Below are 26,008 nucleotides of genomic sequence, written 5' to 3'. Positions count from 1 at the left end.
TTTCCCGATCATGAGTACCACCGCACTCACCGTCGACGACGTGACCCTCACCTACCCCGACGGCGCCGGTCGCCTCACCGCGCTGGACCGAGTGAGCCTGCACGTCGAAGGCGGCGACATCGCCGCGATCACCGGTCCCTCCGGCTCCGGAAAATCCAGCCTGCTCGCCGTCGTCTCCACCCTGATCCGTCCCGACTCCGGCCGCATCGAACTCCGAACCCACAGCGGCAGTGCTGATCTCGCCACCGCTGGCCGCCGCGAAGCCGCTGCGCTGCGCCGTTCGTCCATCGGCATCGTCTTCCAGCAGCCGAACCTGATCCCCGCCCTGACCGCCCTCGAACAACTAGAGGTGATGAGCCACCTAGGCCAACAGCTACACGTCTCCGCCCGTCGACGCCGCGAAACCCGATCCAGGGCAATGGAACTCCTTGATTCCGTCGGCCTCGCCGACCAGCACGCCAAACGCCCCGCCCAACTCTCCGGCGGTCAACGCCAACGCGTCAACATAGCCCGCGCCCTCATGAACACCCCCGCCCTCCTCGTGATCGACGAACCCACCAGCGCCCTCGACACCGAAAGAGGCTCCGCCATCATCGATCTCATCCTCGCCATCACGAAAACCCACAACACCGCAACCCTTCTCGTCACCCACGACCACACCCACCTCCCCCAAATGACCACCGTCCACCACATGACCGACGGCCACCTGACCCACACCCGGAACCGCGAAAACTGGAACGTTCCAAAGCAATTGGTTCCAAAAACAGCCTGAGACCAGCAGTTTTACAATCGTCGAATCAGTGATAGCTTTCGTGCATGCCCAGCCATCTGCACGAGCGCCTGGTCGACCTGTTCCGGCAACGCCCGCAACTGGCCGCCGAACTATTGACAACCGTGCTGGGCACCCAGCTACCCGAATACGACAATGCCCGTTTGGAATCCGGTGACTTTCCGGATATCAACCCCACCGAATATCGCGCGGATCTCGTGGTAGTGCTCGCGGAGGGAACCAGACCCTCCGTAGCGGTGGTTGTGGAAGTTCAGTTGCAACCCGACAAGGACAAGACGTGGAGTTGGCCGGTCTACCTGACGACGCTGCGTGCGCGACTCAAGTGCCCGACCGTCCTGCTCGTGCTCTGCCCGAACAAACGCACGGCAGCGTACTGCCGCAGACCCATCCCCGTCGCCCCGGACTTCACCCTCAAACCATTGGTGCTGAGCCCTGAAGACATCCCCGTGGTGACCGACCCGGCGACCGCGACGGCAAACCCCGAGTTGGCGGTTCTTTCCGCCATCGCGCATGGCGACCACCCCGACCATGAATCCATCCTTACCGTCCTGGCCACCTGCGTACTCCCCGCGGAGCGCGGGACGATGTACATTGACCTGGTAACGGGCCTTCTGCCCGCAGCCGCCCGACACTTCCTGGAGAGCGTCATGACCGCTGGCTACGAATACCAAAACGAGCTCATCCGGACCTATTTTTTCGAAGGCAAGGCCACCGGCGAGGCCAGTGCACTGCTGCGGATTCTGCGCCACCGCGGCTTCGAAATCAGCGACGCTCTAACTGCTCGAGTCGAGCAGCAGACCGACATCGCCCAACTCGACGTCTGGCTCGATCGTGCCCTCGATGCTGCCTCGCTCGACGAGGTATTCGCCGAGTAAGCCGTCGGCGGCGGCACGATGCCCCCGGCTATGCGCGCAGGCCGAGTAGGGCGTTGTGTTCGCGGTGGACCTTGGTGCGGAGGGTGTCGACGAAGGCGGCTACTTCGGGGCGGCGGAGAGTTTCGGGGCGGGCGACCAGCCAGTAGGCGAGGTTGACGGAGACGGTGTCGGCGAGGACACGGATCAGGTCGGGGTGGCGGTCGGCCATGAAACACGGGAGCAGGCCGAGGCCCGCGGCGGCCCGGGTGGCCTCGACGTGGACGAAAACGTTTGTAGAAGTGACGGATTCGCGCATGGCGGGGGCGAAGCTGGACGCCAGGTCCAGGTCGTCCACCTGCAGCATGGAATCGATGAAGTAGACGAGGGGGTGCGCGGCGAGGTCGTCGATGGTGGCCGGAGTGCCGTGCTCGCGCAGATAGTCCCGGGAACCATAGAGGCCCAGACAGTAGTCGGAGAGCCGAATGGCGGTGGCGCGATGCACCTGCGGCTCACCGACCACCACCTCGAGATCGAGCCCGGACCGCTGCGTCGAGGCCCGCCGGGTGGTCGCCACGATCTCGACGGTGATCTTGGGATGTTGCCGCTGCACCTCGGCGGCGGCCGGCGCGGCGAGATAGGCACTGAACCCATCGGTCGCCGAAATCCGCACCACCCCTTCCAACACTCGGACACCGCCCGCGTCCGCACCGAGTGACTTGACCGCCGACTCGACGACCTCGGCCGCCGCCAGTGCCTCCCGCCCGAGATCGGTGAGCTCCCAACCGCCCGCGGCCCGGGTCAGCACCCGCCCGCCCAGCGTGTGCTCGAGCGCGGCGATACGCCGGGAGATGGTGGTGTGGTTGATGCCGAGTTCCTCGGCAGCGGACACGAATCGCCCGGAGCGCCCGACCGCCAACAGCACCAGCAGGTCGTCGGCGCTGGGACGCCGTGCGGACCCGGCCATATTCACAGCCGCGCCTCGCCCACAAGCCACTGCGCCGCGCATGCGGCGGGCTGGAAGAAGATGCACGCGCCCATGTGTGCATTCTCGCAGATACGTACTGCACATCTAGTCATTGCGGACAAACCGATCTGCACTAATACTTCGTTGCAGCCGAGATTTGTGGGGGCCGTCACATCTAGATCCGAGTGTGGCCCCGGGCACGAAGGAGAGTTCGATGAGCGTGCGCAGTGCATTGTGGCCGACGGGCAACGACCCGGGCGGAGCACCGACCGGCCTGAGACGGGTGGTCGCCGCGTCCATGGCGGGCACGGTCGTCGAATGGTATGAGTTCTTCCTCTACGGCACCGCCGCGACACTGGTCTTCAGCAAGGTGTTCTTCGCGAAGGGCACCAGCGATCTGGACGCGATCCTCGCCGCGTTCGTCACCTACGCCGTCGGCTTCGCCGCTCGCCCGTTGGGCGGCATCGTCTTCGGGCATTTCGGCGACAAATACGGCCGCAAGAAACTGTTGCAGTTCAGCCTGATCCTGGTGGGCAGCGCGACCTTCCTGATGGGCTGTCTGCCGACCTTCGGCCAGATCGGCTACTGGGCCCCGGCGCTGCTGGTGATCCTGCGCTTCATCCAGGGTTTCGCGGTCGGCGGCGAATGGGGCGGCGCGGTGCTGCTTGTCGCCGAACACAGTCCGAGTCGCAGCCGCGGCTTCTGGGCGAGCTGGCCGCAGGCCGGGGTGCCGATGGGAAATCTGCTGGCGACCGTCGTGCTGCTGGCCTTGACCACCTGGCTGTCGGAGTCGGCGTTCCTGAGTTGGGGCTGGCGCGTGGCCTTCTGGCTGTCCGCGGTGGTGGTACTGGTCGGCTACTACATCCGCACCAAGGTCACCGACGCGCCCATTTTCGTTGCGGCACAGCAGGAAATGGAGCAGATCAAGGCCACCTCGCTGAGCGTGGTCGAGGTGCTGCAGCGGTATCCGCGCGGCGTGCTCACCGCGATGGGTCTGCGCTTCGGCGAGAACATCCTGTACTACCTGGTGGTCACCTTCACCATCACCTATCTCAAGGTGCAGGTGCACGTGGACACGAAGGTCATCCTGTGGTGGCTGCTCGCCGCGCACGCGATGCACTTCTTCGCCGTGCCGCTGGCGGGCCGGCTCTCGGACCACTTCGGCAGGCGCCCGGTGTATCTGGCCGGCGCGGTCACGGCGGGCACCTGGGGCTTCTTCGCCTTTCCGATGATGGACAGCGGGCACAACGCGGTCATCATGTCCGCGATCATCATCGGCCTGCTGTTCCACGCGCTGATGTACGCGGGCCAGCCCGCGATCATGGCCGAGATGTTTCCCACCCGGATGCGGTATTCCGGCGTCTCCCTGGGCTATCAGGTGACCTCGATCGTGGCGGGTTCGCTCGCGCCGATCATCGCGGTCCGGCTGCTCAACGAATACGACTCGGCGGTGCCGATCGCGATCTATCTGGCTGTCGCGGCGGCCATCACCGCGGTCGCCGTGTTCTTCGCCCGTGAAACGAAAGGATTGGACTTGGCCACCGTCGATCTCGCCGACGCCGAGTATCTGGCAACGCAGCCCACCGCCCCGGTGAACGCGAAATGACCGACCTGACAGGACGTTCCGCGCTGATCACGGGCGGCGCCAGCGGCATCGGCGCGGCCTGCGCCCGGGAGCTGGCCGCGCGGGGCGCCTTGGTCACCATCGCCGATATCGACGATGTCGGGGCCAAGTCGCTCGCCCGCGAGCTCGGCGGAAAACCTTGGGCCGTGGACCTACTCGACGTCGACGCCTTGACCTCGCTGACGCTCGAGGTGGACATCCTGGTGAACAACGCGGGCGTGCAGAGCATCAGCCCGATCGAGGATTTCGCGCCGCAGCAGTTCCGGAACCTGCTCACCTTGATGGTGGAGGCGCCGTTCCTGCTCATCCGGGCCGCGCTGCCGCACATGTACCGGCAGGGTTTCGGCCGGATCGTCAATATCTCGTCGGTGCACGGACTTCGAGCCTCGGAGTTCAAGTCCGCCTACGTGACGGCCAAGCACGGGCTGGAGGGCCTGTCCAAGGTCACCGCGCTCGAAGGCGGCAAACACGGCGTCACCAGCAACTGCGTCAACCCCGGCTATGTGCGAACTCCGCTGGTGGACAAGCAGATCGCCGATCAGGCCAAGGCGCACGGCATTCCGGAACAGCAGGTGCTGGAGAAGATCCTGCTCACCGAGAGCGCGATCAAACGCCTGGTGGAGCCGGCGGAGGTGGCCGCGCTGGTGGGCTGGCTCACCTCGGCGCACGCGGGCATGGTGACCGGCGCGTCCTACACCATGGACGGCGGGTGGAGCGCGCGATGACCGAGCGCCCCGCTCTAGCCCGGCTCGTCCTGCGTCAGGGCGGACAGCGCCATCCGGCGCAGGATGGGCCGGGCCCGGGCGGCGGTCGCCGTGCTCGCGCTGTGCGGGGTGGAGTTGATCAGGCCGAACGCGGCGTGCGCCTGTACGCGCGCCGTCTCTTCGGGTAGGCCGGGGTGCAGGTCACGCAGCACCGTGACCCAGATTTCCACGTACTGGCGCTGGGTGCGGCGCAGCTCGCGCCGGGCCGCGGCGGGCACGTTCTCCAGATCGCGATCCTGGATCCGGATGAGGTCGGCGTCGCCCAGCGCGAAGTCCAGGTGGAAGTCGACCAGGCCGGCCAGCGCGTCCGCCGCGGTCTCGGTGCGCGCCACCACCGCCTTGCCGCCGTCGAGCAGCCGCTGGCTGATCCCGACGAGCAGTTCCACCAGCAGCGCTTCTTTGTTGGGGAAATGGCGGTAGACGGCCGGACCGCTGATGCCGACCGCGGCGCCGAGGTCGTCCAGGCGCATGCCGAGGAAGCCGCGATCGGCGATGAGCCGGGCCCCGGCATCCAGCAGTTGTTGCCTGCGCTGCGCTTTCAGCTGTTCACGGCGGGTGAGCGTGCCATCGTCGATGCTGGTCACACGCACTCCTTTCGCCCTCTGTGCGGACACACGCGTGCGCGACTCGCAAGCGCTTCGGTGGACATCTCGGTTAACCAAGATTAACCTGGATTCCAGTTATCGGCGACTAACTGGCCCGCCCGTCACCCGACCACCGGCCGTCACCGAGTCGCTCCCAGACGCTGACCGACAGGATCACGTGATGACCGTTACCGAAGAGGCCGTCGACAACCGGGTCGCCCACAAGGCACTCGTCGACGACCTGGGCGCCCGGCTGGCGGCCGCCGCACTCGGCGGACCCGCCAAAGCGCGGGACCGCCATGTCGCGCGCGGCAAGCTGCTGCCGCGGCAACGGGTGGACCAGCTGCTCGACCCGGGCAGCCCGTTCCTGGAACTCTCGCCGCTCGCCGCGAGCGGGATGTACGGCGACGAGTCCCCGGGCGCGGGCATCATCACCGGGATCGGCCGGGTGTCCGGCCGCGAGTGCGTCATCGTGGCCAACGACGCCACCGTCAAGGGCGGCACCTACTACCCGATGACGGTGAAGAAGCACCTGCGCGCGCAGGAGATCGCGCTGCAGAACCAGCTGCCGTGCCTGTATCTGGTCGATTCCGGCGGCGCCTACCTGCCCGAACAGGACGAGGTGTTCCCCGACCGGGAGCATTTCGGGCGCATCTTCTACAACCAGGCGACCATGAGCGCCAAGGGCATTCCGCAGATCGCGGCGGTGCTCGGCTCGTGCACCGCGGGCGGCGCGTACGTGCCCGCGATGAGCGACGAGGCGGTGATCGTGCGCAACCAGGGCACGATCTTCCTCGGCGGTCCGCCGCTGGTGAAGGCCGCGACCGGCGAGGTGGTCACCGCGGAGGAACTCGGCGGCGGCGCACTGCATTCGCGCACCTCGGGGGTCACCGATCATCTGGCCGAGGACGATCAGGACGCGCTGCGCATCGTGCGCCGCATCGTCGCGACCCTCGGTCCGCGCCCCGCGAGTCCCTGGGCGGTGTTGCCGCCGGTGGAGCCCGCCGCGTCGCCGGAGGAGCTGTACGACGTGGTGCCGGTGGACCTGCGCACCCCGTACGACGTGCGCGAGGTGATCCACCGGCTCGTCGACGCGAATCCCGAGGGCGACAACGGCTTTCACGAGTTCAAGGCCGAATACGGCAAGACCTTGGTCACCGGCTTCGCGCACATTCACGGCCACCCGGTCGGCATCGTCGCCAACAACGGCGTGCTGTTCAGCGAATCCGCCATGAAGGGCGCGCATTTCATCGAACTGTGCGACAAGCGCAAGATCCCGCTGCTGTTCTTGCAGAACATCACCGGGTTCATGGTCGGCCGCGACTACGAGGCGGGCGGCATCGCCAAACACGGGGCCAAGATGGTCACCGCCGTCGCCTGTGCCCGGGTGCCGAAGCTGACGGTGGTGATCGGCGGTTCGTACGGCGCGGGCAACTATTCGATGTGCGGGCGGGCGTATTCGCCGCGCTTCCTGTGGATGTGGCCCAACGCCAGGATCTCGGTGATGGGTGGCGAGCAGGCCGCCTCGGTCCTGTCCACCGTGCGCGGCGACCAGCTCGACAGCTCGGGCCGGCCGTGGTCGGCGGCGGACGAGGAGGCGTTCAAGGCGCCGATCCGCGACCAATACGAACGACAGGGCAACCCCTACTACTCGACGGCCCGCCTCTGGGACGACGGCGTGATCGACCCCGCGGACACGAGAACCGTCCTCGGACTTGCCCTTTCGGTGTGCGCGCAAGCGCCGCTCGAACCCGTTTCCTACGGCGTATTCCGGATGTGACGACCATGCTGAACAAATCTCATCCCGTCGGATTCGACACCGTGCTCGTCGCCAACCGCGGCGAGATCGCGGTGCGGGTGATGCGCACGTTGCGCGCCATGGGCATTCGCTCGGTCGCGGTCTACAGCGATGCCGACGCCGACGCCAGGCACGTGCACGAGGCGGATACCGCGGTGCGCCTCGGCCCTGCCGCCGCGCGCGACAGCTACCTCGCGATCGACAAGGTGGTCGACGCCGCCGTCCGGACCGGCGCGCAAGCGGTGCATCCGGGCTACGGGTTCCTTTCCGAGAACGCGGCTTTCGCGGCGGCGCTCGCGCAGGCGGGCATCGTCTTCCTCGGTCCGCCCGCGCACGCGATCGAGGTGATGGGCGACAAGATCGCGGCCAAGAACACCGTGTCCGCGTTCAATGTCCCCGTCGTGCCCGGCATCGCCAGGCCGGGCCTGACCGACGCCGACCTGATCGAGGCGGCCGCCGAGATCGGTTACCCGGTGCTGGTGAAGCCGTCGGCCGGCGGCGGCGGCAAGGGCATGCGACTGGTGGAGGAACCCGCGCAGCTGCCCGACGCGCTGGTCAGCGCGCGCCGCGAAGCCGCGTCCGCGTTCGGCGACGACACGCTGTTCCTGGAGCGCTTCGTCACCCGCCCGCGCCATATCGAGGTGCAGGTCCTGGCCGACCAATTCGGCAACGTGCTGCACCTCGGCGAACGCGAATGCAGCCTGCAGCGCAGGCATCAGAAGGTGATCGAAGAGGCACCGTCCCCGCTGCTCGACGCGGCGACGCGGGCCAGAATCGGTGCTGCGGCATGCAATACCGCGCGCAGCGTCGACTATGTGGGCGCGGGCACCGTCGAATTCATCGTCTCCGCCGACCGGCCGGACGAGTTCTTCTTCATGGAGATGAACACCCGGCTGCAGGTGGAACACCCGGTGACCGAGCTGGTGACCGGTGTCGACCTGGTGGAATGTCAGGTGCGGGTGGCGGCCGGGCAGAAGCTCTCGGTCGAGCAGGACGAGATCCGGATGGTCGGGCACGCCATCGAGGCCAGGGTGTACGCCGAGGATCCCGCGCGCGGCTTTCTGCCCACCGGCGGCACGGTGCTCGACCTGTCCGAGCCCGAAGGGGCCGGGGTCCGGGTGGATTCGGGCCTGCGCACCGGGACGGTGGTCGGCAGCGACTACGACCCGATGCTCTCGAAGGTCATCGCGCACGGTGCCGATCGCGCTGCCGCCATCGCGAAACTCGATCGGGCACTGGGCGATACCGTGTTGCTCGGCGTCACCAGCAATATCGAGTTCCTGCGCTTCCTGCTCGCCGATCCGGATGTCGCGGCCGGGCAGCTGGATACCGGCCTGCTCGATCGCCGGGTGGCCGATTTCCGCGCCGCCGCAGTCGGCGACGAACTGTTCCTGGCCGCGGCGGCCTACCGCTGGCTGGGTCGCTGGCCGAGCGGTCCCAGCGATCCGTGGCAGGTACCGTCCGGCTGGCGGATCGGCACCGCCGCACCGACCGCGATCCGGCTGGCCGCCGGCGACCGGACCGAGCACGTGTATCTCTCCGGTCGTCCCGGTGCCGCGACCGGCCGCGTCGGTGAAGCCGAATCCGTCTCGGTGACAGCATCTTTCGCGGATTCGGTGCTGACACTCACCATGGCCGGGGTGCGGCACGAGTATCGCGTCGCGGAGCAGGACGGCCAGCTGTGGCTGGCGGGGCCCGCCGGCATCGCCGTGCTGCGCGAGGTGGCCGAGGCCAGTGTGCGGGGTGGCGCCGAACAGGTGGGCGACGCCGAAATACGCAGTCCCATGCCGGGTTCGGTGATCGCCGTGCCGGTCGCCGCCGGCGCCACCGTGGCCGCGGGCGCCACGGTGGTGATCGTCGAGGCGATGAAGATGGAGCACGCGCTCACCGCGCCGGTGGCGGGCACCGTCGAAATCCTGGTCGCGCCCGGCACTCAGGTGCGCCTCGATCAGCCGCTGGCCCGCATCCTCACAACTCCCGCGGAACTTCCCGCCGACCGAGAAGGAACCCGAGCATGACCGACTTCCTGTCCACCGGCGCCCTACCCGACGACTACCGCGACCTGGCCCTGACGGTGCGCGATTTCGCGCAGTCGGTGGTCGCGCCGGTGGCTGCCGAGCACGACGCGAACCACACCTTCCCCTACAAAGTGGTCGAGGGCATGGCCGAGATGGGCCTGTTCGGGCTGCCGTTCCCCGAGGAATACGGCGGCATGGGCGGCGACTACTTCGCGCTGTGCCTCGCCCTCGAGGAACTCGGCAAGATCGATCAGAGCGTCGCCATCACGCTGGAAGCCGGTGTGTCCCTGGGCGCGATGCCGATCTACCGCTTCGGTGACGACAAGCAGAAGCAGGAATGGTTGCCGCAGTTGACCAGTGGGCGCGCCCTCGCCGCGTTCGGGCTCACCGAGCCCGGCGCGGGCAGCGACGCGGGTGGCACCAGGACCACCGCGATCGCCGACGGCGGCGAATGGATCATCAACGGCAGCAAGCAGTTCATCACCAACTCCGGCACCGATATCACCCGCCTGGTGACCGTGACGGCGGTGACCGGGCAGACCGGCGGCAAGAAGGAGATCTCCACCATCCTCGTGCCCACCGACACCCCCGGATTCGTCGCCGAACCCGCGTACAACAAGGTCGGCTGGAACGCCTCGGACACCCATCCGCTGAGCTTCACCGACGTGCGGGTGCCGCAGGAGAACCTGCTCGGCGAGCGCGGCCGCGGCTACGCGAACTTCCTGCGCATCCTGGACGAGGGCCGCATCGCGATCGCGGCGCTCGCGGTCGGCGCGGCGCAGGGCTGCGTGGACGAGAGCGTGCGCTACGCCAAGGAGCGCGAGGCGTTCGGCCAGGCCATCGGCCGTAATCAGGCCATCGCGTTCAAGATCGGCCGGATGGAGGCCCGCGCACACACGGCGCGCACGGCCTACTATGACGCCGCGGCACTGATGCTGGCGGGCAAGCCGTTCAAGAAGGCGGCGTCCATCGCCAAACTGGTGGCCAGCGAGGCGGCCATGGACAACTCGCGCGACGCCACCCAGATCTTCGGCGGCTACGGCTTCATGAACGACTACCCGGTGGCCAGGCACTACCGGGACAGCAAGATCCTCGAAATCGGCGAGGGCACAACGGAGGTTCAGCTGATGCTGATCGGACGGGAGCTGGGACTGTGAGCGATGTCGACGGCCTGCGCCGGGTGGTCCAGACCGGCCTGTGGTTCGAGGAGCTCGAGACCGATGTGCGCTACGAGCACCGCCCCGGGCGCACCATGACCGAGACGGACAACGTCCTGTTCAGCACGCTGACCATGAATCCCCAAGGGCTGCACATCGATGCGGCCTACAGCGACGCCCAGGAGCCGTTCCATCAGCGCCTGGTGAACTCGCTGTTCACCCTCGGCACCATGGTCGGCCTCGCGGTGGCGCACCTGACCCAGGGCACCACCGTCGCCAATCTCGGCTTCTCCGAGGTGAAGTTCCCGGCGCCGCTGTTCCACGGCGACACCGTCTACGCCGAAACCATCGTGCTGGACAAGCGCCTGTCCAAGAGCAGGCCCGGCGAGGGCATCGTCACCTTCCGCCATATCGCGCGCAACCAGCACGGCACCGTCGTCGCCGAGGCCGTGCGCAACGCGATGATCCGCCTGCGTCCCGAGACGACCTCGGCATGAGCTGGCAGCTGCCCGGTCCCGCGTGGCTGTTCTGCCCGGCCGATCGCCCGGACCGATACGAAAAGGCCGCCGCGGCAGCCGATGTGGTGATCCTCGATCTCGAGGACGGCGTGGCCGCGGCGGACAAGACGGCGGCCCGCAAGGCTCTCGCCGAGACCTCGCTGGATCCCGAACGCACCGTCGTGCGGGTCAATGCCGCGGGCACCGACGATCTCGCGGCCGATCTCACGGCATTGGCAGGCACCGGGTATCGGCGCGTCATGCTGCCGAAATGCGAAGCCGCCGAACAGGTCACCGCGCTCGCCGAATACGAGGTGATCGTGCTGATCGAGTCGCCGCTCGGCGCGCTCACGGTCGAGCGTGCCGTCCAGGCGCCCAACGCGATCGGCGCGATGTGGGGCGCGGAGGACCTGGTCGCCGGGCTCGGCGGCAATTCGAGCAGGTACGCCGACGGCAGCTATCGCGAAGTGGCGCGCCATGTTCGATCGAGCACACTGCTCGCGGCCAAGGCGTACGGCAAGTTCGCGCTCGACTCGGTGTACCTGGATATCCGCGATCTCGACGGACTGCACGCAGAAGCGCTGGACGCGGTCGCGGTCGGCTTCGAGGCCAAGGTCGCCATCCATCCGAGCCAGCTCCCGGTGATCCGTGCGGCGTACACGCCGCCGGAGGCGGAATTGGCTTGGGCCCGGCGGGTACTCGACGAGGTGCCGAAGCACCGCGGGGTGTTCGCCTTCGAAGGCCGCATGGTCGATGCCCCCGTACTGCGGCACGCCGAACAGATCGTGCGGCGCGCCGGACGCGCCTGACCACCCGTTAGAACAGCCAGGAGGAATGCGGTGCAACCACAGTGGGTGCCGACCGAGCAGGACATCGCCGCGGCCAGGATCACCGACTTCGCGAAGTTCGCCGAGGGGCGCACCGATCGGAAGTTGCCGGACTACGCCACGCTGTGGCAGTGGTCGGTCGACGATCTGGCGGGCTTCTGGCACGCGGTGTGGGACTACTTCGAGCTCGGCCCGGTGGCGGGCGAGATCCTCGGTGACGCGGAAATGCCCGGTGCGCAATGGTTTCCGGGCACCCGGTTGAACTACGTGGACCAGGTGGTCCGTCAGTTCCGCACCGACCGGCCCGCCATCATCGCGGTCACCGAAGACGCACCTGCCCGCGAAGTCTCCTGGGTCGAGCTGATCGACGAGACCGCGGCGCTGGCGCGCACGCTGCGCGAACTCGGCGTCCAGCCCGGTGACCGGGTCGCGGGCTACCTCCCCAACATTCCGGAGGCGGTGATCGCGTTCCTGGCGACCGCCAGCATCGGCGCGGTGTGGAGCGCCTGCGGCCAGGACTACTCCCCCAAGGCGGCACTGGATCGGCTTGGCCAGCTCGAACCCACCGTCCTGATCACCGCGGACGGCTACCGATACGGCGGCAAGGCGCACGACAAGCGCGCCGACATCGCGGCGCTGCAAGCCGGTTTCGGCAAACTCAGCGCCACGATCGTGGTGTCCCGGCTCGGCCTCGACGTGCCCGACGCGACACCGTGGGACGCGGCCACCGCCGTCGACGAGTCGGTGCCCGCCGTGATCACCACGGAGCCGGTCGATTTCGAGCACCCGCTGTGGATCGTGTTCTCCTCCGGCACCACCGGCCTGCCCAAGGGCATCGTGCACGGGCACGGCGGGGTGCTGCTGGAACATCTGAAAGCCGTTGCGCTGCAATCCGATATCGGCCCCGACGACACCTTCTTCTGGTACACCAGCCCGAGCTGGATGATGTGGAACTTCCAGGTCGCGGGATTGCTGACGGGCGCGACCATCGTCTGCTACGACGGCAGTCCCACCGCCCCGGCGCCGGACGCGCTGTGGCGCATCGCCGCCGAGACCCGGACCACCGTGCTCGGTACCAGCCCGGGCTACGTGCTGGCCTGCATCAAGGCGGGGGCCACCCCCCGCACCGACCACGACCTGTCGGCATTGCGGTCGGTCGGCATCACCGGCGCCTCCCTGCCCACGTCCTCGGCGACCTGGCTGGGCGAGCACACCGGTGCGCACGTCCAGGTCAATTCGATCAGCGGTGGCACCGACGTGGTGTCGGCCTTCATCGGCGGCGTCCGGACCGTTCCGGCGTGGCCGGGTGAGCTGTCCGCGCGTTTCCTCGGCGTCGCGCTGGAGGCCTTCGACGGCCTCGGGCAACCGGTCCGCGACGAGGTCGGCGAGCTGGTCATCACCAAACCGATGCCGTCGATGCCGGTGCGCTTCTGGCACGACCCGGACGGAAAGCGTTATCACGACGCCTATTTCGACATGTATCCCGGGATCTGGCGACACGGCGACTGGATCACCATCACCGAGCGCGACAGCGTCGTGGTGCACGGCCGCTCCGATTCCACCCTCAATCGACACGGCATCCGGATGGGCAGCGCGGACATCTACCAGTCCGTCGAGCGGCTGCCCGAGATCGCCGAGGCGCTGGTGATCGGTGCCGAACAACCCGACGGCGGTTACTGGATGCCGTTGTTCGTGGTCCTCGCGCCCGGCGCGGAACTCACCGACGAGCTGAAGACCCGGATCAACAGCACCATCCGCACCGAGGTCTCGCCCCGGCATGTGCCCGACGAGATCCTGCTCGCCCCGGGCATTCCGCATACGCGCACCGGCAAGAAGCTCGAGGTGCCGATCAAGAAACTCTTCCAGGGCGCCGACGCCGCGCGGGTGGTGGAGCGCAGCGCGGTGGACGACCCGGCACTGCTCGACTGGTACGCGGCCGTCCGCCCCGCCACCGCGTAGCGGAGCGGACGGCCGGTGCCCCGTGGGCGCCCGTGCTACCGGTAGTACGGGTGCCCGCCCATGGAGGCGGTGAAGACGGCCGCGCGAAAGGCGCGCGCCTCGGCGAGGTTGCGTCGTTCTTCCGGGGTCAGGCGGTACTTGGCGCGCAGTCGCCCTGCGGCGTGCGCGACTGCGGTGAACGGGGTGAACTCACGGCGGAGCGCGATGGTCACGATGGTCTCTTTTCGTACGAGCGACCCACCGTCGCAACCGTTTTCGGGCGCGGCCGGGCCCTGCGCGAAAATGCTTGGGGCTCAGCCGATCACCCGGCGGCAGCGGGCCGGGAGCGAATGGGGTGCCGAAGTGGTACTCGGATACGGACTATCGCCGGACACTGTGTCGCTCACCTCCTTGCCGCCGTGACGCGCGCGCGTCGCTGATCTCGGGGTCAGGCACCACGCCGGAGGGGGCACCCCTCTCGTCAGAGCTTCGGCACTGCGCGACGTATCCCGATCCGGGAAGCCACCTGGGATCACCCCTTAGTCCGAAGCGATCTGTCCTGATCCTGGGCGTCTCTCGACGTCGTCGGATCAGTGGCCTGTGTTCGCGCAGGAGCCTCGCTTAACGAGGTGCTGACCAAGCCAGAATGGCCCTTCGGCGCAGCCGCGTCAAGTACGGTTGATTACCGATCAGGTCATGGACTCGACCACGCCGATCTCCTAGCGTGGCGAGGAGAAGTTCGCCCCGAATCCGCAGGAGGTGGCAGCGTGGCCGCACAGGATGTCCGCGAACGGGCCGAGACCGCCGGCTATCCGCCGGGGCCCCGGCTGCCCGCGTTCGTGCAGAGCGTGTTGTTCCAGACCGATCGGCAGCGTTTTCTGCCCGCCCTGGCCCGGCGTTACGGCGACGTCTTCACCATGCGGATCCCGCCGTTCGCGCGGCGGTTCGTGGTGTTCTCCCGGCCCGAGCACATCCGGGAGATCTTCGCGGGTGACCCGCGCGACCTGCACGCGGGCGAGGGCAATCAGATCCTCGGCCACATCATGGGCCCGCATTCGCTGTTGCTCACCGACGAGGAGGAGCACGCACGGGCCCGGCGGCTGCTGATGCCCGCCTTCAACGGCTCGGCGCTGCGCTCCTACCGCGACCTCGTCACCGAGCTGACGGTGGCCGAAATCGACCGGTGGACACCGGGATCCACGCTGATCACGCTGGACCGGATGAACGCGCTCACGCTCGAGGTGATCATGCGGGTGGTGTTCGGGGTGTCCGACGCGAGCACCCGCGCCGAGCTGGCGCCGCGGCTGAAACGCATCGTCGATCTCAATCCGCTGGTCTTCCTCGGCTTCAAGTCGGCGCTGCTCGGCCGGATCGGCCCGTGGCAGCGGTTCGCGCACAACGTGCACCAGGTCGACGCGCTGCTGTACGCGGAGATCGCGGCGCGCCGGCAAGCGCCCGACCTGGCACAACGCACCGATGTGCTGTCCCGGCTGCTGCACGCGGGGACCGATAACGACCAGGATCTCCCGCTCACCGACGCCGAGCTGCGCGACCAGCTGATCACGCTGCTGCTCGCCGGACACGAGACGACGGCCTCCGCCCTGGCCTGGGCGATGTACGAACTCGCGGCCCAGCCCGCCATCCAGGACGAGGCCGCCGAGGCCGCGCGGACCGGTGACGACAAGTTCCTCGAAGCCGTGCTGAAAGAGGCGATGCGCCGGCGCGTGATCATCAACGGCACCAACCGAAAACTCACCAGGGACATGACAATCGGCGGTCAGGCCCTGCCCGCGGGCACCGTGGTCTGCACGTCGATCCTGCTCGCGCATCGCAACACCGGCAACTATCCGGACGTCGAGACCTTCCGCCCGGATCGCTTTCTCGGCGGCGAGGTCGCGCCGAACACCTGGTTCCCCTTCGGCGGCGGCGCGCGCCGCTGCATCGGGGCCGGGTTTTCGCTGATGGAGGGCAGCACTGTGCTGCGCGAAACGCTCCTGCGCTATGTGCTGACCCGGCCCGCCGGCGCGGGGCCCGAGCGCGCCAAGACCCGCAACATCACCACGGTCCCGCGGGGCAAGGCTCGGCTGGTCCTCGTGCCGCGCGGGTGAGCACCGAGGCATGGCCTTTCCCACCAGCGCAGATCAGTACGATGTCCGACATGAGTGTCGACAATCGCCGTACGGCGCGTAAGGCGAGCACCGGCGACTCGGCACCCCGGGAGATCCGGCGCAGGCCGAAGAATCGCCGGGCGCAGATCGCCGCGGCCTCGGCCGCCGCGTTCGGCTCGCTGGGCTACCACGGCGTGAGCATGGAGGACATCGCCTCCGGTCTCGGCATCAGCTCGGCCGCGCTGTACCGCCATTACCCGAGCAAGTACGCGCTGTTCCGCGAGGAGTTGCTGCGGGTGGGCCGGGCGATGACCGAGTCGGTTCAGCTCCCCGAGGAGGCCGCTACCTGGCCGCCCGAGCAGCGCCTGCGCCAGGTGCTCGACTCGCTCATCGCCGTCACGATCGAGAACCGCACCGCCATCACCCTGGTGCGCTGGGAAGGACGCTATCTCGAACCGGAGGATCTGACCACGCTGAGCGATCAGCAGCTCACGGTGCTCGGCGCGCTCGGCGACCAGCTCGCCGAACTGCGCCCGGAGCTGACCGAGGACGACACCCGGGTGCTGCGCATGGCGCTGCTCAGCACGATCACCAGCATTGCGGATCACCATGCCACGCTGCCGATGAAATCTCTTGCCCGGCTGTTGAGTTCGGCCTGCCGGCCGATCGTCGGACTGACCCTGCCCGCCGTGCGGCCGGCCGAACCGCAGCCGGTGGTGGAGATCCCGGATTCGTTCAAACACGAACTGCTGCTACGCAAAGCGGTGGAGTTGTTCCACGAGCGCGGCTACCCGAATGTCAGCGTGGAGGACATCGCCACGGCGGCGGGATTGTCCGCGGCCTCGGCGGTGTATCGGTTCTACCGCGGCAAGAGCGATCTGCTCGCCGCCGCGTTTCGCCGTGCCGCGGAACGGGTTTCGGGTGCGGTCGGCCCGGCGGTGGCGACCGCCGCCAGCCCGGAGGGCGCGCTGACCGCTCTGATCGATCAGTACGTGGCCGGGTCGTTCGCCGAGCGCGCGCTGACCTACGTGTACTTCACGGAGTTCCAGCATGTGCCGGCAGAGGAACGCACGGTGCTGCGCAACATCCAGCGGCTCAGCGTCGAAGAGTGGGCCCGGCTGTTGCGCGAGGTGCGCCCGGAGTTGTCGCCCGCCGAGGCGCGCTTCCTGATCCACGCCGCGTTCGCCCTGGTGGTCGATCTCGGACGGGCGTTCGGCAACGAGCCCATGGCGGCTCAGGAGCGGGTGCGACTGCTGATGCAGGTGGTTCTGTTCGGGCGCCCCGCGACCGCATGAGCCGCTGCCCAGCGGACCAACCGGTCGCATAAGTTAACGGAAATTCTGGACGGTCTGCGATACGTATCCCTAGGTGAAGTCCCGAAAATCCGCGTTCATTGTGATCTTCTGTTCAGATTCGTCATCGGGTTCGGCTACCATCGCGGCATGGGTGCCCAAGAACGCCGCGCTGCGGACAAGGCGGCCGACGGGACGCCGACGCGAGCGATCCGGCGCAGACCCCGCGATCGCCGCGCACAGATCGCGGCGGTCTCCGCCGAGGCGTTCGGATCGCTCGGCTATCACGGCGTGAGCATGGAGGACATCGCCTCCCGGCTCGACATCAGCTCCGCCGCGCTGTATCGCCACTACCCCAGCAAATACGCGCTGTTCCGCGAGGAAGCGCTGCGACTCGGCACGCTCAGCGCGACCGCGGTGCAACTGCCCGACACCGCACGGCAGCTGTCCGCCACCGCCCGGCTCGAGCAGGTCATCGACGCGCTGATCGCCTCGTCGATCACGAACCGGCGCAGCGCCGCGTTGCTGCGCTGGCAGCGCCGCTACCTCGAGGACGAGGACGCCGCGATCCTCGATGACCAACTGGCCCTGGTGAATTCGCGGTTGAAGGCCCTGATCGCGGCGACCAGGCCAGAACTCGGCAAGCCCGACAGCGCGGTGCTGTCCGCCGCCGTCCTGAGCGCGCTCAGCAGCATCGGCGATCACCACGTGTCGCTGCCGGCGCGCGCGTTGCACGCCCTGCTCGGCACCGCCTGCCGGGCGATCGCGGCATGCACGCTGCCCGAGATCACCGATCAGCAGCAACCCGCTGCGGCAGTGGAGATTCCACTCACCTTCAAGCACGAGTTGCTGCTCGTCCGCGCCGTCGAGTTGTTCCACGAACGCGGGTACCCGAACGTCAGCGTGGAGGACATCGCCACCGCCGCCGGCTTGCCCGCGTCGTCGGCGGTATACCGCTTCTACCGCGGCAAGGGCGATATCCTCGCGGCTGCGTTCCGCCGTGCCGCGGAACGGGTTTCGGCCGCGATCGGCCCGGCCGTCGCCGCGGCGGACAGTCCACGACAGGCGCTGACAACGCTGATCGAGCTGTACGTCGCGGGATCGTTCGCCGAACGCGAGCTGACCTTCGTGTACTACGCCGAGATCAGCAATGTGCCCGCGGACGAGCGGACGGTGCTGCGCAACATCCAGCGACTCAACGTCGAGGAATGGGCGAAGTTGCTCGTCGGTCTGCGTCCCGAGCTGTCGCCCGCCGAAGCACGGCTGCTGGTGCACACGGCGCTGGCGCTGGTGGTCGATCTGGGTCAGCGCTTCGGCTCCGACGACCCGTGCTGCTCGCAGCAGCGGGTCGGGCAATTGATGCGAGTCGTCTTGTTCGGCAACGAATCCGGCTGACTACGGCCGCGCCGGTGGCGGGGCCAACGGCGAGTTGACGTTGTTCACCAGCCAGTGCCCGTCGACCTTTTCCAGGCGCATGACCATGGACAGCTGACCCGGCGCGGGCTTGCCCTGCGTGCCCATGCTGGTGATGGTCTGCCCGATCACCACGATCGCCTCGGCGGAGTTCTCGTCGCCGGTCTTGACCGCGCACTGCACGTCGTTCACCTTGGACACGACCTCGCCCTGTGTCAGCACCTCGCGCAATTCCCTGCTGGTGCTGTCGAATTGCTTCTTCCAGTCACCGGTCGCCCCGGCCAGCACCGCCGCGAAATACGGGTCGAGCTGTTTGGCGTCGTAGTCCGCGAGGACCGGGGCGTAGGCACACGCGGCGGCCCGCGCGTCGGCGTTGGCCTCGAGCACGGCCTTGTTGCCCCGGTTCTGGACGAAGAAGACGACGCTCGAAACAACCGCGGCACAGAGCAGTACCGCCGCCGTCAGCTCGAGGGCGAGCCGCCCGGACCGGCCGAACCGCCGTCGTTTCGGCTCGGCAGCCATCGCCTCGGTCGAAACCTCCTCGGGCGTAACAGCACTCGACTCTTCAGCCGTATCGCTATCGGACATCGGTTGAGCTCCTATCTCCCAGGTGCCGGACGGGACAGCTCGTCACCGGTGACGCCGGGAGGCGGACCCGAGCCGTTGTCCGGCACATTCGGTCGTGGCGCGTTCGCGGAGCCGCGAACCTGCAACGCCGGGTTGTCGGTGGTGCAGTAGTTGTAGAGCCGCACCCTGGTGTCCACGGTCTTCGTCGTCGGGACCACCGGCACGGTGCCGTAGTCACAGCTCGGCCGGGGCCACGGGTCGATCAGGGTGTGATAGGCGTTGTCGTGGGCGGGCACACCGATCGCCGCGGACCCCGCGCGCAGCGCGGGGAACAGCGCGGCGATGGCGGGCGCGCGCAGCTTGGCCGCCTTGGTGATCGCGACGAAGTTGGTGACCAGGTTGGTCACCGGATCCTCGGTATCGCGCACGATGCCGCCGAGCGTGGCGAGCTGACCCGGTCCGAGCTCGAGGAACTTGCGCACCTCGGCGTCGGCGGCGCTGAGCTGCTGGAACAGCGCGCTGGACCCGGTGGTGAGGGTGCTCAGGTCGGGTTGCGCGTGCGATGTCGTCTCCGCGATCACCTGCAGGTTCTCGATGAGCTGCCTGGTCTGCGGTAGTAGATCCGTGAGCCCGGCCATCGCCCGGCTGATCCCGGAGATCATGTTGCGCAACCGATCCGGTCCGCCGGCCAGCGCCTTGTCCAGTTCATCGACGATCACGTTCAAGCGCGCCGGGTTCAGGCCGCCGATCAGTCCGCTCATGCTCGACAGCACCGACTGCACCGTCACCGGAACGGTGGTCCGCGCCCGGTCGACCACCGCGCCGTCGCCGAGATAAGGTCCGCTGTCGGTATCGGGCCGGAAGTCGAGATACTGCTCCCCGGCCGCGGACAGCCGGCCCACGGCCACCGTGCCGCCGACCGGAATCCGTGCGCCCTTGTCGATTTCGGCGATCGCGGCGACGCCGTCACCCGAGATGCGCACCTCGGCGACCCGGCCGACCCGGACACCGCGGAAGCTGACATCGTTGTTCGCCGCGAGCCCGCCGGAGTTCTGCAACTCCACCCGCACCGTATAGGTGTTCGGCAGCAGGTTGATGCGCAGCACCGCCGCCCCGAGGTAGGCGGCACCGACCAGCAGCACCAGGACCAAGCCGAGATTGGCCACCGCGATGCGATGGCGAACCAGCCACTGCCACAACGGAATGGTCATCGCGTACCGCCTTGCAGCCGGCCGAGCACCTTCTCCAGCACCTGGGCCAGACTGCCGATGAAGGCGGGTACGTCACCTAGTTCGGGTGCCCGGCTGCCCTTCGGGTCGGTCAGTGCGCCGACGCTCAGGTACGAGACGGTGGCCGCGACGGCCAGCGTCGGACCGTCCAGGCTGGCCATGACCGAGGGATAGACCGCGTGCAGTCCGTCCAGCGTGCCCGCGAGATCGTCGCCCATCTGCGCGAATCCGGACATCAGCCGCTGGATGCTGTCGAACAGGGTGAGGAAATCCGGGCCGGTGGTGTCGGTGAAGTCACCGAGCGCGGCCATGGTCACCGAGATCTTCGCCGTGAGATCGGCGATGGCCTTGTTGTTCTCGGCCACCAGTCCGATCAGTGGCGGGAACGTATCCGCGGCAGCGCCCAATTCCTGCTTGCGCCTGGCCAATTCGCCGGTCAGCGTGGACATGCCGGTCAGCACGCTGTCGACGTCGGCGGTGCGCCGGTTGAGGGCGCTCAGCACGTCGGTCAGCTCGGTGATCAGATGCGACAGTTCCGGGGCGCGGCCGCCGAACATGGAGTTCATCTCGCTGGTGATCCGGGCGGCCTGGTTGAGTCCACCACCGTTGAGCAGCAATGAAATCGACATCATCAGCTGCTCGACCGAGGCACCGGTCGCAGTGTGCTCGGGCGCGATGGTGTCGCCCGGGCGCAGCAGTTCGGCGCTGTCCTGCTTCGACGGCAAAGTCATCGCGACGAACATGTCGCCGAGCGGGGTGGCCTGCCGCAACTCGGCGGTGGTACCGCGCGGCAGCTGAATGTCCTGGCGGATCTGCATTTCCACGTCGGCCAGGAAGTTGGTGGTGCTGATCGCGGAGACCATGCCGATATCGGTGCCGCCGATCTTGACGTGCGCGTTCGCGGGCAGATTCAGCGCGTCCCGGAATATCGCGTGCAGGGTGTAGCCGGGACCGCCGATGCCGGGCTTGGGCAACGGCACGTTGTCCACCGTCACCGCACAGCCCGCGCTGCCCGCGAGCACGCCCGCCGCCGCCAGCGCGGCCAGCGCCCGCCTGCTCATTTCGTGAGTCCCAGCAGCGCGGCGGTGAGCCCGAAGTCCGGGCCGAAGTCCTGGATCTTGCCGGTGCGACAGCCATCCAGGCGCATCTGCACCCGCTCGCAGAACACCGACAGCGCCTCACCGTCGAGCACCGCCTTGTCCAAAAGGCCGTGCAGCCGCAGCGCCTGGTGTTCTTTGCTGGTCGCGTTGTCCAGATTCTGGAAGAACAGCGGTGTGACGTCGGCGATCTCGGTGACCGAGCGGGCGTTGGCGCGCATCTGCCCGGTGAGCGCGGTGAACCGGGTCAGCGCGCCGAGCAATTGTTCCCGGTTCGCGCCGACCACGGTGGAGGTGTTGGTGACGAAGTCGTTCAGCTGGGTCAGTACCGCCTGCAGACCCGGCGCCTGCGCGCCCATCAACTCGACCAGCTCGGTCAGCCGCCCGCTGAAATCCCGCACCGTCTGGTCGTTCTCAGCGATGATCTGGGTGATCTCGTTGAGTTTCACGATGGTGTTGGAGATCTGGTCGCCGTTGGCCAGGCTGACCTCGAAGGCGGCCGACATCGCGTCCAGCGTCTGCCGCAGTTTGTCGCCGTTGCCGTCCAGCAGCGGGAACAGCACCCGGCTCGCCATCGGCCCGGTCTCGTTGTCCCCCTTCAGCGCCTTGCCGAGCTGGTCGAAATTGTCCAGGATGCGGTCGAGTTCGACCGGGGTCCTGGTGTGCTCGAGCGGGATGTGCGCCCCGTCGGCCAGCACCGGTCCGCTGCCTTCGTACGCGGGGGCCAGCTCGACGTGGCGGTTGGTGATCAGCTGCGGGGAGACCAGCGCCGCAATGGCATCCGCGGGCACCTTGACGTTCTTGTCGATGGACATGGTGACCTCGACATAGCTGCCCCGCGCGGTCACCGTGTCGACCCGGCCGACCGGAACACCGAGAATCGCGACGTCGTTACCCGCGTAGAGGCCGGCCACGTTCTCGAAATCGGCGCTGATCCGCAGATGTTCGCCGAGATACTGGTCCGGTAGCCCGGACAGGCTGTCCGGCAGCAGCGAGCAACCGGACGCGATCGCGGCGATCCAGCACAGCACCGCCGTTTTGCCGAAAGTACTCATTTTCATCAGTTACACCCCTGTACCGCACCGGCGAAGCACAGCCAGTTGTCCGGGAAGACCCACGGCGCCCACACGTCGCCGTAGGGGCCGTTGCCGAGCGCATTGTTGAACTGCCGCAGGGCGACCGGCATGATTTCGTAGAGCGAGTCGAGGTTGTCCCGGTTCTTCTCCAAGCCCTCGGACATGGTGTTCAGGCTCTGGATCAGCGGGCCGAGTTGATCGTTGTTCTCCAGCCCCATCTCCTGCAGCAGCCGCGAGAGCTCGGCGACGTTGTCCAGCAAGGACTTCAGCAGTTGCTGGCGCTGCGCCACCGCATTGCCGATCGCCTCGCCCCGGGTGAGCAACAGCAGCACGCTGTTGCGGTTGTCCGAAACCAGCTGTGCCACCTGGTCCATGCTCTTCAGCAGCACATCGACCTCGTCGCGGCGATCGTTGATCACCTTGGCGAGCGCGCCGATGCTGTTCAACGCCTCGACGGTGAGCTGCGGCGAATCGCCCATCTGCCGGGTGAGCAGGTCGAGCGACTGGCGCAGCTTGTCCGGATCGATCCGCTCGATGCGCTCGAACGACGACTTGTACACCGGATCACGGATGACCTTGCCGAGGTTGTACGGCACCGTGGTGTTGGCGATCGGGATCCGGTTGCCCGGCAGTCCTTTTCCGTTTCCAGGCACCAGCTCGACATGCAACTTGCCGAGGATGGTCGTCATCTTGATCGCCGCGCGCGCATCGGGACCGAGCCGGATATCGCTGCGCACCCGCAGATCCACCACGACCTTCGCGCCGTCGAGCCGCACCGCGCGCACCGAACCGACCTCGATGCCGGAGACGTCCACCGACGCGCCCGCGCGCAACCCGGCCGCCTGCGCGAACTCGGCCTGAATCGTCCGGTCCCCCAGTCTGGCCTGGGACAACGCGCTGGAGCCGACGAGCAGCAGGAGCACCGATCCGGCGGCGAGCAAGCCCAGCCACAGCAGCCGATTGCGGGGTAGCCGGACGCGTCCGGCCATCCTGCGGATCCGGTTCCTCATCGGCACACCTCCGATTGCGAATTACCGCCGACCTGGGAGAACAGCCCCGGCGGCAGCAGCACGCCCCAGAGCGACACGTCCAATCGGCAAATGTAGGCATTGCCGTAGGCGCCATAGCTGGTGAATCTGGCAACGCCGTTGAGCAGGTCCGGCAGTTCGACGGCCGCCTGATCCAGCGAGGCCCCGTTGAGTAGCAGCAGCGCCACACCGCTGGTCGCATCACGCTGTGCCCGAGCCATATTCGGCTTCACCTGGCCGATCAGCTGGACCAGCGAGTCGGTCGAGGTGGCCACCTGCTGCACGGAACTCTTCAGCGATTCGCCTTGCGCGTAGAGCGACTCGACCAGCGAACGTGCCTGCGTGATCAGGGTTTCCAGTTCACCGCTGCGGTGCGCGAGGCCGGCGATGACGCTGCTCAGATTGCTGATCACGTCACCGAGGATCTGATCCCGCTGCCCGAAGGTACCCGCCAGCTCGGCGGCCTGGGTGATCAGCGCGCTCAGTGACACGTTGTTGCCCTGCAGCGCTTGAATCATGGTCTCCGACAACGCGTTGATCTGATCCGGTTGCAGCACGCTGAACAGCGGCTCGAACCCGGACAGCAGCCCGGACACGTCGAACGACGGTTCGGTGCGCTCCAGCGGGATGGCCGACCCGCTCGGCACCGTTTGCCCCGCGTCGGCGCCGGGCACGAGCGCGACGTAGCGCTGACCGATCAAATTCTGGTAGCGCACCAGGGCTTTCGTCGTAGTGGTCAGTCGCTGCCGCCGCTGGATGCGGAACTCGACGCGCGCCCGGTAGTCGCCGTCGAAGTCGATCGCGTCCACCCGGCCGACCCGCACGCCCGCCATCCGGATGTCGTCCCCGACCCGCAGGCCGAGCACATCGGAGAACGTCGCGGAATAGGAATCGGTATCGCCGGAGACCGAGCGCTGCAGTGTGGACCAGATGGTGTAGGTGAGCACGACAGCGAGAACAGCGAAGAGGCTGAAGCCGATCAGCGCCTTGCCCGAGCGTCTCATCATCGGCCGCCCCCGTTCACCGGATACATCGCCCCACCGGCCAGTAGCGGGGTCAACAGCAGGTACTGCGCGGCATTCGGCTTACCGCCGACGATCGCCGCCACCGCTTCCGTGCCCCGTAACCCCCCGGGGTCGGCGGTCTCCGGCGCACCGTCTTTGGCCGCGGCCGGCGCGGTGAGACCCGGAATCATGGGCAGCCCAGGGATCGCAGGGAGGGCGGGCAGGGCGGGCAGCACCGGCTTCGGCCCGGCCGCGCCCAGCCAGCCCGGCTGCTGCTGTGCCGGAAATTCCTGCGGGGGCGCGACTTCCGGGATCGACGCACCGCCGCAACGCGGCCCGGACATGGTGCCGTACCGCGGGCAATCCGCGGCGGTGTACTGCTGGAACGGCGTGAACGACACGTCCATCTTCCACACCATCTGACGACTCGGCCCGAACGAGAAGACCGAACGCAGCTTCTGCAGCGAGACATTGAAATTGGCCGCCGTCTCCGGCAGCGCCGACGGGTCCTCGGCCAGACTGCCGAACAGTTCACCGACCCCGGAGACCACCTCCTTGCCCGCGTCGGGATTGCGCGCGAACAGCGAATTCACCGAATCGACCGCGCCGCCCGCGTCGGTCAGCAAGGCGACGAGCTGCTCCCGCCGTTCGGTGAGCGTGCGGGCGGTGGTCACCGAATCCGACAGCACGCCCACCAGATCGGGCGCCGAGACGCTCAGCGCGGTGGCCGCCCGGCCGAGATCGCCGAGCAGGTTGCCGACGCCGGGAACGGCGTGCACCTCGGTGAGCCAGCGGTCCAACCGCTCGATGGTCGAGCCGGGCACCCGCGCGGCCGGATCGAGCGCGTCGGCGAGCGTGGCGAGTACTCGGCCCAGCTTCTCCGGCTGGATGTGGTCGAGCACGTCGCGCAGCACGCTGAGCGTGGTCTGCAACTGGACCGTGCCCTCGCTGGTGTCCTCCGGGATTTCCGCCCCCGCCCGCAAGGTCGCGGTGCCGCGGCCGTTGTCCACCAGCTCGATCGCTGTCACGCCGAAGATATTGCTGGGGATCACCCGCGCGGTGACCTGAGCCGGAATCATCCCGGCGACAGCGGGTTTCAAGTCGAGTTCGGCGCGCTGACGCTCGCCCTTCGCGACGACCTGCACCTCGGCGACCGATCCGACGATCATGCCGCGGAACTTCACGTCGGCGTGCGCGGGCAGGCCGTCCCCGGTGCTGGTGAGCAACGCGACGACGCCCACCTTGTCCTCGAACCGGCCGGTGTAGCGCAGCCCGAGCAGGTACAGCAGCAACAACACGATGGCGGTCAGCGCGAGGCCGGCGAGCGAGAGCTGCCGCGCGCTCGGGCCGCGTCCACTGGGGTCGATGAGCATCGCGGC

At 68.0% G+C, this 26,008-nt stretch carries 23 protein-coding genes and 1 riboswitch; of the genes, 13 read left to right on the top strand and 10 right to left on the bottom strand.

The window, feature by feature from the left end:
* Nucleotides 1-10 precede the first annotated feature (10 nt).
* Nucleotides 11-772 (top strand): ABC transporter ATP-binding protein, encoded by a 762-nt coding sequence (locus tag TY25_RS17425; protein ID WP_042257572.1) that lies wholly within the window; start codon nucleotides 11-13, stop codon nucleotides 770-772.
* A gap of 44 nt (nucleotides 773-816) precedes the next feature.
* Entirely contained in the window at nucleotides 817-1,665 is an 849-nt protein-coding gene (locus TY25_RS17420) for an RpnC/YadD family protein (RefSeq protein WP_042257571.1), read from the top strand.
* A gap of 28 nt (nucleotides 1,666-1,693) precedes the next feature.
* Here the strand turns inward: TY25_RS17420 and TY25_RS17415 are convergent, their stop codons facing one another.
* On the bottom strand, nucleotides 1,694-2,608 hold the full coding sequence (locus tag TY25_RS17415) for a LysR family transcriptional regulator (RefSeq protein ID WP_226887529.1): 915 nt from the start codon (nucleotides 2,606-2,608) through the stop codon (nucleotides 1,694-1,696).
* A gap of 214 nt (nucleotides 2,609-2,822) precedes the next feature.
* Here TY25_RS17415 and TY25_RS17410 point away from each other — a divergent pair, with 214 nt between their 5' ends.
* Together TY25_RS17410 and TY25_RS17405 are read left to right on the top strand one after the other, a co-directional pair.
* Nucleotides 2,823-4,214: an MFS transporter gene (locus TY25_RS17410; RefSeq protein ID WP_042257569.1), complete on the top strand. Its 1,392-nt coding sequence runs from the start codon at nucleotides 2,823-2,825 to the stop codon at nucleotides 4,212-4,214.
* Complete coding sequence (locus TY25_RS17405; protein ID WP_042257567.1) at nucleotides 4,211-4,957, top strand: 3-hydroxybutyrate dehydrogenase; 747 nt, start codon at nucleotides 4,211-4,213, stop codon at nucleotides 4,955-4,957. The genes TY25_RS17410 and TY25_RS17405 overlap by 4 nt, the downstream gene beginning before the upstream one ends.
* 14 nt (nucleotides 4,958-4,971) lie before the next feature.
* Here TY25_RS17405 and TY25_RS17400 read toward each other — a convergent pair whose 3' ends face one another.
* On the bottom strand, nucleotides 4,972-5,580 hold the full coding sequence (locus TY25_RS17400) for an SACE_7040 family transcriptional regulator (RefSeq protein ID WP_014988388.1): 609 nt from the start codon (nucleotides 5,578-5,580) through the stop codon (nucleotides 4,972-4,974).
* A gap of 181 nt (nucleotides 5,581-5,761) precedes the next feature.
* Here TY25_RS17400 and TY25_RS17395 point away from each other — a divergent pair, with 181 nt between their 5' ends.
* From TY25_RS17395 to TY25_RS17370, 6 genes are read left to right on the top strand one after another with little or no spacing between them, the layout of a single operon-like run.
* Complete coding sequence (locus tag TY25_RS17395; RefSeq protein WP_042257564.1) at nucleotides 5,762-7,360, top strand: carboxyl transferase domain-containing protein; 1,599 nt, start codon at nucleotides 5,762-5,764, stop codon at nucleotides 7,358-7,360.
* A gap of 5 nt (nucleotides 7,361-7,365) precedes the next feature.
* On the top strand, nucleotides 7,366-9,396 hold the full coding sequence (locus TY25_RS17390) for an ATP-binding protein (protein WP_042257969.1): 2,031 nt from the start codon (nucleotides 7,366-7,368) through the stop codon (nucleotides 9,394-9,396).
* Nucleotides 9,393-10,553 carry an acyl-CoA dehydrogenase family protein gene (locus TY25_RS17385; RefSeq protein ID WP_042257562.1) on the top strand — a complete coding sequence of 387 codons (1,161 nt, stop codon included), beginning with the start codon at nucleotides 9,393-9,395 and terminating at the stop codon, nucleotides 10,551-10,553. The genes TY25_RS17390 and TY25_RS17385 overlap by 4 nt, the downstream gene beginning before the upstream one ends.
* Nucleotides 10,550-11,050: a MaoC family dehydratase gene (locus tag TY25_RS17380; RefSeq protein ID WP_042257560.1), complete on the top strand. Its 501-nt coding sequence runs from the start codon at nucleotides 10,550-10,552 to the stop codon at nucleotides 11,048-11,050. The genes TY25_RS17385 and TY25_RS17380 overlap by 4 nt, the downstream gene beginning before the upstream one ends.
* Nucleotides 11,047-11,859: an HpcH/HpaI aldolase/citrate lyase family protein gene (locus TY25_RS17375; RefSeq protein WP_042257559.1), complete on the top strand. Its 813-nt coding sequence runs from the start codon at nucleotides 11,047-11,049 to the stop codon at nucleotides 11,857-11,859. The genes TY25_RS17380 and TY25_RS17375 overlap by 4 nt, the downstream gene beginning before the upstream one ends.
* Before the next feature lie 30 nt (nucleotides 11,860-11,889).
* A complete protein-coding gene (locus tag TY25_RS17370; protein ID WP_042257558.1) occupies nucleotides 11,890-13,836 on the top strand; it encodes an acetoacetate--CoA ligase in 1,947 nt (648 codons plus the stop codon).
* A 35-nt stretch (nucleotides 13,837-13,871) separates the two neighbouring features.
* Here the strand turns inward: TY25_RS17370 and TY25_RS42735 are convergent, their stop codons facing one another.
* Complete coding sequence (locus tag TY25_RS42735; RefSeq protein WP_156055110.1) at nucleotides 13,872-14,048, bottom strand: hypothetical protein; 177 nt, start codon at nucleotides 14,046-14,048, stop codon at nucleotides 13,872-13,874.
* A gap of 233 nt (nucleotides 14,049-14,281) precedes the next feature.
* A riboswitch (M-box (ykoK) riboswitch) is annotated at nucleotides 14,282-14,451 on the bottom strand.
* Between the two features lie 131 nt (nucleotides 14,452-14,582).
* Between TY25_RS42735 and TY25_RS17365 the strand changes: the two genes are divergently transcribed.
* From TY25_RS17365 to TY25_RS17355, 3 genes are all read left to right on the top strand, one after another.
* A complete protein-coding gene (locus TY25_RS17365) occupies nucleotides 14,583-15,923 on the top strand; it encodes a cytochrome P450 (protein ID WP_042257557.1) in 1,341 nt (446 codons plus the stop codon).
* Nucleotides 15,924-15,973: 50 nt separating this feature from the next.
* Nucleotides 15,974-17,218, top strand: coding sequence for a TetR/AcrR family transcriptional regulator (locus TY25_RS17360; protein WP_042257967.1), 1,245 nt, complete (start codon nucleotides 15,974-15,976; stop codon nucleotides 17,216-17,218).
* Between the two features lie 147 nt (nucleotides 17,219-17,365).
* Nucleotides 17,366-18,610, top strand: a complete 1,245-nt coding sequence (locus TY25_RS17355) for a TetR/AcrR family transcriptional regulator (protein WP_042257556.1) — start codon at nucleotides 17,366-17,368, stop codon at nucleotides 18,608-18,610.
* Here TY25_RS17355 and TY25_RS17350 read toward each other — a convergent pair whose 3' ends face one another.
* Genes TY25_RS17350 through TY25_RS17320 form a run of 7 tightly spaced genes read right to left on the bottom strand, consistent with a single transcriptional unit; the run spans nucleotide 18,611 to nucleotide 26,002 of the window.
* Nucleotides 18,611-19,216 carry a hypothetical protein gene (locus tag TY25_RS17350; protein ID WP_042257555.1) on the bottom strand — a complete coding sequence of 202 codons (606 nt, stop codon included), beginning with the start codon at nucleotides 19,214-19,216 and terminating at the stop codon, nucleotides 18,611-18,613.
* Nucleotides 19,217-19,227: 11 nt separating this feature from the next.
* The gene (locus TY25_RS17345; RefSeq protein WP_042257552.1) at nucleotides 19,228-20,406 is read right to left on the bottom strand and encodes an MCE family protein; all 1,179 of its coding nucleotides are present in this window, start codon (nucleotides 20,404-20,406) and stop codon (nucleotides 19,228-19,230) included.
* Nucleotides 20,403-21,485 carry an MCE family protein gene (locus TY25_RS17340; RefSeq protein WP_042257551.1) on the bottom strand — a complete coding sequence of 361 codons (1,083 nt, stop codon included), beginning with the start codon at nucleotides 21,483-21,485 and terminating at the stop codon, nucleotides 20,403-20,405. Before TY25_RS17340 ends, TY25_RS17345 begins: the two co-directional genes overlap by 4 nt.
* Nucleotides 21,482-22,582: an MCE family protein gene (locus TY25_RS17335; protein WP_042257549.1), complete on the bottom strand. Its 1,101-nt coding sequence runs from the start codon at nucleotides 22,580-22,582 to the stop codon at nucleotides 21,482-21,484. Before TY25_RS17335 ends, TY25_RS17340 begins: the two co-directional genes overlap by 4 nt.
* Nucleotides 22,582-23,607: an MCE family protein gene (locus TY25_RS17330; RefSeq protein ID WP_042257966.1), complete on the bottom strand. Its 1,026-nt coding sequence runs from the start codon at nucleotides 23,605-23,607 to the stop codon at nucleotides 22,582-22,584. The genes TY25_RS17335 and TY25_RS17330 overlap by 1 nt, the downstream gene beginning before the upstream one ends.
* The gene (locus tag TY25_RS17325; RefSeq protein ID WP_042257546.1) at nucleotides 23,604-24,629 is read right to left on the bottom strand and encodes an MCE family protein; all 1,026 of its coding nucleotides are present in this window, start codon (nucleotides 24,627-24,629) and stop codon (nucleotides 23,604-23,606) included. Before TY25_RS17325 ends, TY25_RS17330 begins: the two co-directional genes overlap by 4 nt.
* On the bottom strand, nucleotides 24,629-26,002 hold the full coding sequence (locus TY25_RS17320; protein WP_042257543.1) for an MlaD family protein: 1,374 nt from the start codon (nucleotides 26,000-26,002) through the stop codon (nucleotides 24,629-24,631). The genes TY25_RS17325 and TY25_RS17320 overlap by 1 nt, the downstream gene beginning before the upstream one ends.
* Between the last annotated feature and the right edge of the window lie 6 nt (nucleotides 26,003-26,008).

This window comes from Nocardia brasiliensis NBRC 14402 (genome assembly GCF_000308475.2).
In the GTDB taxonomy this organism is placed as follows: Bacteria; Actinomycetota; Actinomycetes; order Mycobacteriales; family Mycobacteriaceae; genus Nocardia; species Nocardia brasiliensis.
The sequence above is the reverse complement of the archived record's forward strand: the minus strand, read 5'-3'. Positions and strand labels throughout refer to the sequence as shown.